At 68.9% G+C, this 8,842-nt stretch carries 5 protein-coding genes and 2 pseudogenes; 5 read left to right on the top strand and 2 right to left on the bottom strand.

The genetic code is table 11. From position 1 onward, the window contains the following. The 3 genes and pseudogenes from ACFYOH_RS43985 to ACFYOH_RS43975 form a co-directional block, all read left to right on the top strand. Positions 1-606: pseudogene (locus ACFYOH_RS43985) on the top strand (hypothetical protein); the annotation flags it as partial. Continuing rightward, positions 603-3,986 carry a hypothetical protein gene (locus ACFYOH_RS43980; protein WP_388637801.1) on the top strand — a complete coding sequence of 1,128 codons (3,384 nt, stop codon included), beginning with the start codon at positions 603-605 and terminating at the stop codon, positions 3,984-3,986. The pseudogene ACFYOH_RS43985 and the gene ACFYOH_RS43980, both read left to right, overlap by 4 nt. Further along, positions 3,983-4,717 carry a hypothetical protein gene (locus ACFYOH_RS43975; RefSeq protein WP_388637798.1) on the top strand — a complete coding sequence of 245 codons (735 nt, stop codon included), beginning with the start codon at positions 3,983-3,985 and terminating at the stop codon, positions 4,715-4,717. Before ACFYOH_RS43980 ends, ACFYOH_RS43975 begins: the two co-directional genes overlap by 4 nt. Positions 4,718-4,725: 8 nt before the next feature. Here ACFYOH_RS43975 and ACFYOH_RS43970 read toward each other — a convergent pair whose 3' ends face one another. Both ACFYOH_RS43970 and ACFYOH_RS43965 read right to left on the bottom strand, forming a co-directional pair. Next, positions 4,726-5,130, bottom strand: a complete 405-nt coding sequence (locus ACFYOH_RS43970; protein ID WP_388637796.1) for a GNAT family N-acetyltransferase — start codon at positions 5,128-5,130, stop codon at positions 4,726-4,728. Between the two features lie 86 nt (positions 5,131-5,216). Continuing rightward, positions 5,217-6,455: pseudogene (locus tag ACFYOH_RS43965) on the bottom strand (IS256 family transposase); the annotation flags it as partial. A gap of 380 nt (positions 6,456-6,835) precedes the next feature. Here ACFYOH_RS43965 and ACFYOH_RS43960 point away from each other — a divergent pair. Next, the gene (locus tag ACFYOH_RS43960) at positions 6,836-7,048 is read left to right on the top strand and encodes an MbtH family protein (protein WP_388637793.1); all 213 of its coding nucleotides are present in this window, start codon (positions 6,836-6,838) and stop codon (positions 7,046-7,048) included. Positions 7,049-7,367: 319 nt separating this feature from the next. After that, a partial coding sequence (locus ACFYOH_RS43955) for a condensation domain-containing protein (RefSeq protein WP_388637790.1) occupies positions 7,368-8,842 on the top strand: 1,475 nt, incomplete at its 3' end.

Genomic DNA, 8,842 nt, shown 5'->3' with positions numbered 1-8,842 from the left:
CTGCACATGCATGCCGTGCACACGGCGAATCTGCTGAAGGGGGACTGGTTCGGCACACCGCCCCGGCTGGACATCGACCCGTCACAGTTCAACAGTGACAAGCTCGTCACCGACACCGCCGACACCACCGACACCACCGGCACCGCCGGCACCGGGCCGTACACAGGCCCGTCCGACGACACCGAGAGGTGGACCGACTCCACCGAGACCCTCGTCAACCCCGGCGCCGGCCCGCGCAGTTGGACCGACTCCGCCGAGACTCTCGTCGCCCCCGGCACCGAGGTGAGGGGGCCGGACGGGACGCCCGGGACCGCCGGATGGACGCACAACACGAGCCGGGGACTGGAGGGTTCACCGGCCACGACCCCGCCGGTCACACTGCCCACTGCGAGCAGTGGCCCCGCCGTCACCGGTCCGGCAGCACAGGCGAACACGCAGGCGCCGCTGACGGCGCCGGATCAGACACCGGCACCGGATGCGACCGGGAACCGGGGGCGCTTCCTGGGACTGTGCTCCCGGCAGCGTCCCGGAACGACTCCAACCCCGCGTCATACGCGGCGAGTTCGGGCCGCACGGCTGCGGGCACGACGAACCGGCCCACAGTGAACGCTCCCCTGCCGGAGCGGACGCGGCCCGGCTGGCCCGTGCAGCAGGCCGAAGGCGAACGCAACCTGGGGCGGCACCTGTTCGCGGCACCGGCAGACCAGCGTCAGGCCATTATCGATGAACTGACCGTCCAGCGGGGCGGTATCCCGCCCACTCCGGCGGAGATCGACCTCCGGCAGACGGTCGGTGAACAACTCGGTCGACTGCCCGGCGTGACGGTCACGGTGGACGATGCGGCCGGCCCCGGACACCGGACGGCGGCGGCCATGTTCATCAACTCGGTGGGCGACCTGGGCTACCCAGGCCGGGTCATGGTCGTCGCATCCGACACCGTGCGAGACCAACTCGCCGACGTGATGCCCGACCACATCAAGCAGAACATCGACTGGCAGCCACCCACAGCGCACACCGACACACGCACGCTCGGCAGCCGGGAAGACGCCCCCACCCGCCTCGACGGCGACTCGCTGCTCCCCATCGGTGCCAGCGACCGGACCGCTTCCAACAGACCCGGCTGGGAGGAACTGCACAACGCCGGCGCCATCCTGTCCGCGCTCGCCGCACTCCCGCCCGCGCACGACGGCGGCCTGCTGCTGGGGCAGGACGTGCTGCAGCGGCTCGCCGGCATGCTCAGCCAGGACGAACTCAACTCGATCCTCACCACCACCACCGCCTCCTCCGCACGCCAGACGGCCAACCACCGCCTTGACCCTTCGTCACAGACCGGGAACCGGCCAGGCGCGAGAGCCGCCACGACCGGCACCGACCCGCACACCCCCGACGCCGCCCCCGACACACCCGCGCCCGCCGCCCCCGGCGGCGCCTCGGACACCAGGTCGCGGACCGCCCCGCCGGGCGGGAAGGACGGCCTCTCCCAGGAGCACCGGTTCCCGCAGGAAACGCCTGCCTATCCCGTCTGGGTACATCAGACGGGTGGGCAACGCGAGGCAGGGGAGGAATCGACCGCCGTCGAGCACCCGCGGCAGGCGGAGACGGAGCGGCCGTTCGGCATGGAGGTTGAGGCGGACGGCGCCGACAGCGCGACGGATCGCCCGGACACCGCCGACCACGTCTTCACCAGCCTTCAAGCCCGTTCGCAAGGCAATCCGGACCACCCCCAGGGCGGCCCGGTCTCCGTGGCGGCGCGTTCCCATGACCAACTCGTCGCCGACATCGACGCGTTCGTCGCCGTGAAGCTCGTCGAGAACGGGACAGGACCACACCCGGACGAACCCGCCGCCGTCGGCACCGACCTGCTCACCCGTCTCGGCCTCACCCCCGACCAGGCAGCCGACCTCGCCCTGTGCGTGACCCTCCTCAACGGCGTCAGGCAAACCCTCCACCCCGCCGGCCTCAACCACACACGCGCCCTCGATGACACACACATCGGCCGCCGCGACCCCCGCGCCACCCTCGCCCACGACACCGCCTGGACCCCCGTCACCCACCTCACCGACGTCAGCGACGCACTGGAACCCGGCGAGACCGCCCTGGTCATCGGCTACCGCGCCACAGGACCAGGCCACGCCATCGCCATCCACCAAACCACCAACGGCCCCCGCCTCATCGACCCCCAAGCACCCCCCGCACAACGCGTCACCACCAACCTGTCCGACTGGAACGCGGTCCGCACCCACGCCATCGTCCTCACTGCCCAAGGACACCCCAAACCCGACGCACTCCACCACCCCACCACCACCTCCACCGCCCACGCCCTCACCGACCCACCCACCGACCACCGCGTCGGCGCGCCATCTCTGCTGAAGGGTCTGCTGGGCAAGAAGCAGCCCGTGATCCGGGACTGGACCGGGTTGCTCGCGGGGCAGAAGATGGACTTCTCCCACATCTACGCGCCCTCAGGCGCCGAGCCGGCCTTCTTCCAGAAAGCCCCCTGGAAGGGCCCGGTGATGGTGGTACGGGCGGCGCAGCGGGGCGATGCCGTGCGACTCGACGGCCACCAGGTGTCGTACGAGGAGTTCGCCGACCTGCTGGCCGGCGATGCCGAGCTCGCCAAGGGCATGCGCATCGTCCTGTGGGCAGATCTGGGCGGGAAACCCGACCTGCCGCGCGCTGTGGCGGTGCGAACGGGACACGAGGTGTGGTCCTACACCGGCACGCTGATCGCCAGAAGGGAGTCCGACAGCGCGGGCGCCGTCGCACACCTCGCTCCCGACGTCAGGCCCGGGAGGCCGGTGGGCCGGTGGATGCTGTCCCGCCCGGACGGACCAGGTCCCCTGTCGCTCGAACACGTCGGACAGGTGACGTACTCCCGGGCCTCCGGGGAGACGGCCACGGTGCGGGACAGCAGGCTGGTCACCCACACCATCGTCGACCTGGACGGCAACTCCGTCGGCCGTGCCGCCCATGCCGACACGGAATGGGCGGACAAGTGGGCGGGCGACGCACGGGTTTGGGCGGCTTCGAGAGAAGCGCAGTCTGCCTACCTGCCGTCGATCACGAAGTTCTCGCACGTCGCCCTGACGAAGGAGAACGCAACCGTCATGCAGGGGCCCGAGGTCGAAGTTCCGTGGGTCCACAAGCGGGTCAAGTACTTCTTCGAGTCACATGGCATTCCCGGCCACACCCTGCTGCCGGTGACCGCCGACGGCAAGGCCCCGGCCGAGCAGGGCCGGTTCTCGGGGCGCGAACTCGGGCGGATGCTGCGCCGTCGGCCGAGCCTGAACGCGCTGCCGGCCGATGCCCCTATCGTCATGAATGTCTGCCATTCCGCGGCGGTCGCCCAGGCTGTCGCCGACGCCACCGGTCGTACCGTGTACGCCCCCACCACGGCCACCGCCATGGGCAGCAACCCGAACACCGGTGAGATCACCAGATTCAAACTCGTGAACGGGCCCAATGGTGAGCCGGGACAGTGGCTGGTCTTCCATCCCAGCACCACCACCCAGGTCTGGAAGGTCGACACCGGTGACAGCACGCGCACCGGCCTCGAACAGGCGCTGCGCGACCGGCTGCGGGACATCGTGGACGCCACCGGGCCGGGCGCGCTGGCCACCAATCCGGCGAGCGTGTGGCGGACGTTCTCCCGCGATCCGTTCGCGCTGAGCACCCACCGCGCCCTGACGACCCACGATGCCCTGGGCAGCGCACCGCACTCCCAGGGTCCCGACCACCTGCGGAGAACGTTCACCCGTCAGGCTCTGTCAGCCGGGCTGTCCGTCCGCACACTGAACGCCCTGTACGCCGATACCGCCACCCGCGACGCGGCCGCGGCAACGCACTCCGACGACGCCGGCCCGGCATGGGCGCCGGACGGTGGCCGGCCGCCGCTCCTCAGGAGCGGATCGCCGAGCAGACGACGGTCAGCGGTGTCGAGGACGCCATGGGGGGAATCGAACCGGCGCCGCAGACGCCCTCCATGACACCCCCGCGAACCACTGAGACCCCGCAGGCCCGGGCCACGGACGAGCCGGGCGCGTCCGAGTCGGATCGGATCTTCGCCGAACTCACCGCTCCCACCGTCGCCGCCAACCGCCCCGCGACCGAAACGGATTCCCTCTCATCCGGCCGCACGAGCCCCGCCGGTGAGGCCGACCAGACCGGGCCCCGCACCCAGGACAGCGCGTGGAACCGCTTCCACGACGCGGAGCCCGCGAAGGCAAACGAACTCCTCTCCACCGTCCGCCGCAGGATTCCCGAGGCTTCGTACCCGCTGGGCGGGCACCGGCAGCAGACCGAGGTCTTCTCCGCAGAGGACCCCGGGCGTTCCGAGAACTCGGACCGTTCCGGGATACGGCCGGTAACCGGGACCAGCACGCTGGACCAGGCGGCGCTGGACGACGCGTTCGGACCCGCGGTGAAGGTCAGGAAGGTCAAGGACGGGGAGTTCGCCAGGGACGAGGAAGGAAACGTCGTCAAGGACGAACTGCGGGTGAACCCGCTGTTCTACCGGCTGGAGGAGTTCGAGTCGGCGCTCCTGGAGCGTACCGACGGCAAATGGCTCTACGTCGTCGACGAGAACGGCGAGATCCTCCTCGGCAGCGAGGACGTGACGTCGATCGCCGAGCCGGGCGAGCTGGATCCGACGGCGCCACAGCGCCCTCAACTACCTCTCGCCAGCCGAATTCGAACGGCAGCACCGGCGAGGACGTAGAGTCATTGTCAAGATCTGTGGATTGGGTCGCTCTGAGGTGGTCGGCTGGACATCCTGATCTTGATGTTGTTCTCGCCGTGCCGGGCGATTTCGTGCAGGCCCATACGCCGGTAGAGGGCATGGGCCCGCTGGTTGACCGCGAGGACGTCCAAGGTGAGGTCCTTGTCTTGTCTGCGGGCCTGGTGCAGGAGGGTGCGGATGAGCCTGCTGCCGATACCGCGCCCCTGGTAGTCGGGGTCGAGCTCGATCCGGGCAAGGTAGAGCTCGGTGGGCCGCTGCTCGACGTGGAGCATGCCGGCATCGGCGTCGTCGACGGTGATGATCTGCCAGCGGCCGGGGCTGAACACACGTGTATGGAAGCCGCGTTGGACGTGGTCGTCCCAGCCCCAGATCTGCGTGATGTAGGCCCCCATGGCGGCCTTGTGTAGCTGGAAGCAGTACTCCCTGTCCGCGGCGGTGGCCGGCCGCAGGCCGACGGCGGTCTTGCCGCGTGCTCCTGGGGCCCCTCGACGAGCAGGCCGCGTTCGAAGCGGGCTCCGGCGCGGACGAGGGCGACGAGGTGGGGTGCGTTGACCGCCCGCCACCGCTGCTGGGCGGACTCGACGAGTTTGAAGGCCATGGCCAGGGCGGCAGCGCGGGAGCCGGCGCCGCGGGTGACCTTGGTCCGCAGCCGGACGGTGGAGAATGTGGACTCGATCGGATTCGTGGTGCGCAGGTGGGTCCAGTGCTCGGCGGGGAAGTCGAAGAACGCCAGCAACTGCTCTTGATCGTCGGTGACTTTCTTGACGGCCTTGGGAAACTTCGCACCGTAGAGCTGGGCGAACGTCTTGATCGCCTTGACCGCATGGTCGCGGTCTTCGGCGTTGTAGATGTCCTGGATCGCCTTCTTCGCGCCTGGCTGCGCGGACTTCGGCATGGCGTCCAGGACATTGGCCGTTTGGTGAACCCAGCACCTTTGCTCGCGGGTTTCGGGGAACACCTCGGCCAGGGCCTTCCAGAAGCCCAGGGCGCCGTCGCCGACCGCGAGCACGGGGGCGCGCATGCCCCGGCGGGGCAGTCGCGCATCAGGTCCGCCCAGGATTCGCCGGATTCGCGGTAGCCGTCCTTGAGCGCGACCAGTTCCTGGGAACCGTCGGCACGCACGCCGATGAGTACGAGCACGCACGCCTTGGCTTCCTCCAGACGGACGTTGAGGTGGATGCCGTCGGTCCACACGTATACGTAGTCGGCCTCGGACAGGTCTCGGTCCATGAACGCGGTGTGATCGGCCTGCCACTGCTGCGTGAGCCGGGTGACGGTCGCTGGTGAGAGCCCCGCCGAGCTGCCCAGGAACTGCTTCCAGGGCGGGCACGAAGTCGCCGGAGGACGGGCCGTGCAGGTAGAGCAGCGGGAGCACTTCGCTGATCTTCGGGGACTTGCGGCACCATGGCGGCAGAATGGCGGAGGAGAACCGCTTGCGCTCGCCCGTGGCCTCGTCGACGCGCTTGTCGTTCACGCGCGGCGCCTTCACCTCGACCACGCCGGCCGCGGTTGTGACCTTCCTGGGCTGGTGGTAGCCGTTGCGCACCACGAGGCGACGGCCACGCTCGTCGCGCTCATCGGTCAACTCGGCTATATAGGCATTGACTTCGGCCTCCAGCGCGGCGGCCAGCATCCTGCGTGCGCCCTCCCGGACGATCTCGTCCATCAGGGAGGAGCCGTTGGCGGTGGTGCCGTCGTCGTTCACTACGCTGAGCACGGACGTGCCTTCCCGGCCGGTGCTGCGAACACCGGTCTTGCTCGGTGACCTATCGATCAATTACCCGGGAAGGTACGTCCTCCCGAGCCGATCCACAGTTCTTGAGCATTGCTCGAGGACGTAAACTCACACTCGCAGCATGAACCCCTGTGTCCACACTCCGGGGGACGCCTCACCTCGATCCAGACATGGCTGCCGAGGCAAGGAGGGTGATATTAATTGGCTCCGATGCCGACCACTCCGCTCGACAGAGGTCGAAGATGGTCCGGCCCCGCGCACTCTCTCACTGGACGCGCACGGTGCGTTCGCCTCGTCATGGAGACGGTTCCACGGGTGCACGACGTAGCGACAGTCCACCAACAGAAAGCAAGGAATCAGTCGTGACGAACCCGTTTGAGGACCAGGACGCCCTCTACCTCGTGCTGGTCAACGCGGAGAAGCAGTACTCGCTGTGGCCGACTTTCGTCGAGGTTCCCCAGGGCTGGGAGGTCGTGTTCGGCGAGGCTCCTCGGCTGGACTGCCTGGACTACATCGAGCAGACGTGGACTGACATGCGGCCCAAGAGCCTGGTCGACGCCATGGAGGGCAACTGAAATCCAGGCCGGGACGGTCCGCCGGGATTCCGGCAGACCGCCTGCACGGCGGCCCCGTGCATGCCGTCGTATGTCCGGTATCCAAGCCGGGGCGGCGGACGGACCATTCCCGCGATCCCGCTGGAGCCGGCGCCGCCCTGCACGCGCCGAACTCCGCACGTGCTCATGGTCGTCCAGCCGCGACCGCGAGCCGCCTGTCAATCAACTCGAACTCGATCCGCTTAACCGCGCACGGGACCTAGGACCTATGTGCTGGGTTCCGCTGGGCACTCTTACGCGCATTCGCGACCATATCGGCACATTCACATGAGGTCTGAAGATGTCCCAAATGCCCACATCATCGTCCTGGTCGCTGTCCGGCCCCCAGATGGGTGTCTGGTTCGCGCACGAGCTGGACGCGTCCGGATCGTTGTACAACGTCGGCGAGTGCGCCGAGATCCGCGGGCGGGTGGACGCAGCGGTGATGGAGTCGGCGGTGCGGCGCGTGATCGGCGAGACTGACGTGTTGCGCATCAGGCTCGGTTACGGGCAGGACGGGCCGTGGCAGGAGCTCGTCGACGAGATCGGCTTCGCTCTCCACGTGGTGGATGTCAGCGGTGAAGCGGACCCGGTCGGGGCCGGCTTCGCTTGGATGCGGGAGGACTATGCGACGCCGGTGAACCTGCCGGGCGGCGAGCTGTGGCGCATTGCGCTGGTCAAGGCGGGCGAGGACCACTTCTTCTTCTACACGCGCTACCACCACACGGTGATCGACGGCTTCAGCATGGCATTGATCATGCGTCGTGTGGCTGAGCTGTACACCGCGCTGGTCGAGGGCGGGCCGTGCCCCGTCAGCCCGTTCGGCCCCCTGGCGACGCTGCTGGAGGACGACGCGGCCTACCGTGCTGGCGCCCACTTCGAGGCCGACCAGCACTTCTGGCGTGACCGCCTTGCCCACTGGCCCGAGACCGTCACACTTTCCACCCACACCGAAGCGAACCCCGCCTCCAGCGGCCGCCTGCGTACGACCGCCTACCTGCCGCAGGCCGACGTGGACAGACTGCAGGACGCCGCACACCGAGCCGGCGTGCGCTGGTCGGCCCTTCTGGTCGGCGCAGCCTGCGCCTACCTCCACAAGACCACCGGAGCCGACGACCTCACCCTCGGCCTCGTCGCCGCCGCCCGGCCCGCCCACCTGCGCCACATCCCCGGCATGCTCTCCAACATCGTCCCGCTGCACCTCACGGCTGCTCCGGGTACGGCCCTGTCCGAGTTGGCGCGCGCCGCCTCACGAGAGGTCGGCGAGGTGCTGCCGCACCAGCGCTATCGACGCGAAGACATGCGCCGGGACCTGCGCATGGCCGACGGTGCCGGGAAGCTCTCCGGGCTGGAGCTCAACCTCTTCTCGTTCGACTACGACTTCCGGTTCGACGGGCACCCGACTACGGTGCACAACCTGTCCATCGGCCCGGTCGAAGACCTGATGATCACGGTCTACATGCAGCCCGACGGCGCGCGGATCTACTTCGACGCGGATTCCGTCCGGTACACCCAGGCCGAGCTGGTGGCCCATCAACGGCGCTTCACACGTGTCCTGGAAGCCTTCGCCTCAGGCGATTCACAGACACCGCTCGGGCAAATCGATCTGTTGGACGAAAGCGACCGGACACGGCTGCTCTCCGAGTGGGCAGCTGGCCAGGAAACCCCCACGAGCGCTCAGGCGACGTTGCCGGGGTTGTTTGTCGCGCAGGTAGCGCGTACGCCGGACGCGGTCGCGGTGGTGGGTGAGGATGTCCGGCTGTCGTATCGGGAGGT

It is taken from the genome of Streptomyces sp. NPDC007856 (assembly GCF_042868225.1).
In the GTDB taxonomy this organism is placed as follows: Bacteria; Actinomycetota; Actinomycetes; order Streptomycetales; family Streptomycetaceae; genus Streptomyces.
The sequence above is the reverse complement of the archived record's forward strand: the minus strand, read 5'-3'. Positions and strand labels throughout refer to the sequence as shown.

What these genes read in the sequence shown, in the direction of transcription:
- ACFYOH_RS43975 (WP_388637798.1), top strand. Translation starts at nt 3,983, where the DNA reads ATGACACCCCCGCGAACCACTGAGACCCCGCAGGCCCGGGCCACGGAC.
- ACFYOH_RS43970 (WP_388637796.1), bottom strand. Translation starts at nt 5,130, where the DNA reads ATGGGGGCCTACATCACGCAGATCTGGGGCTGGGACGACCACGTCCAA.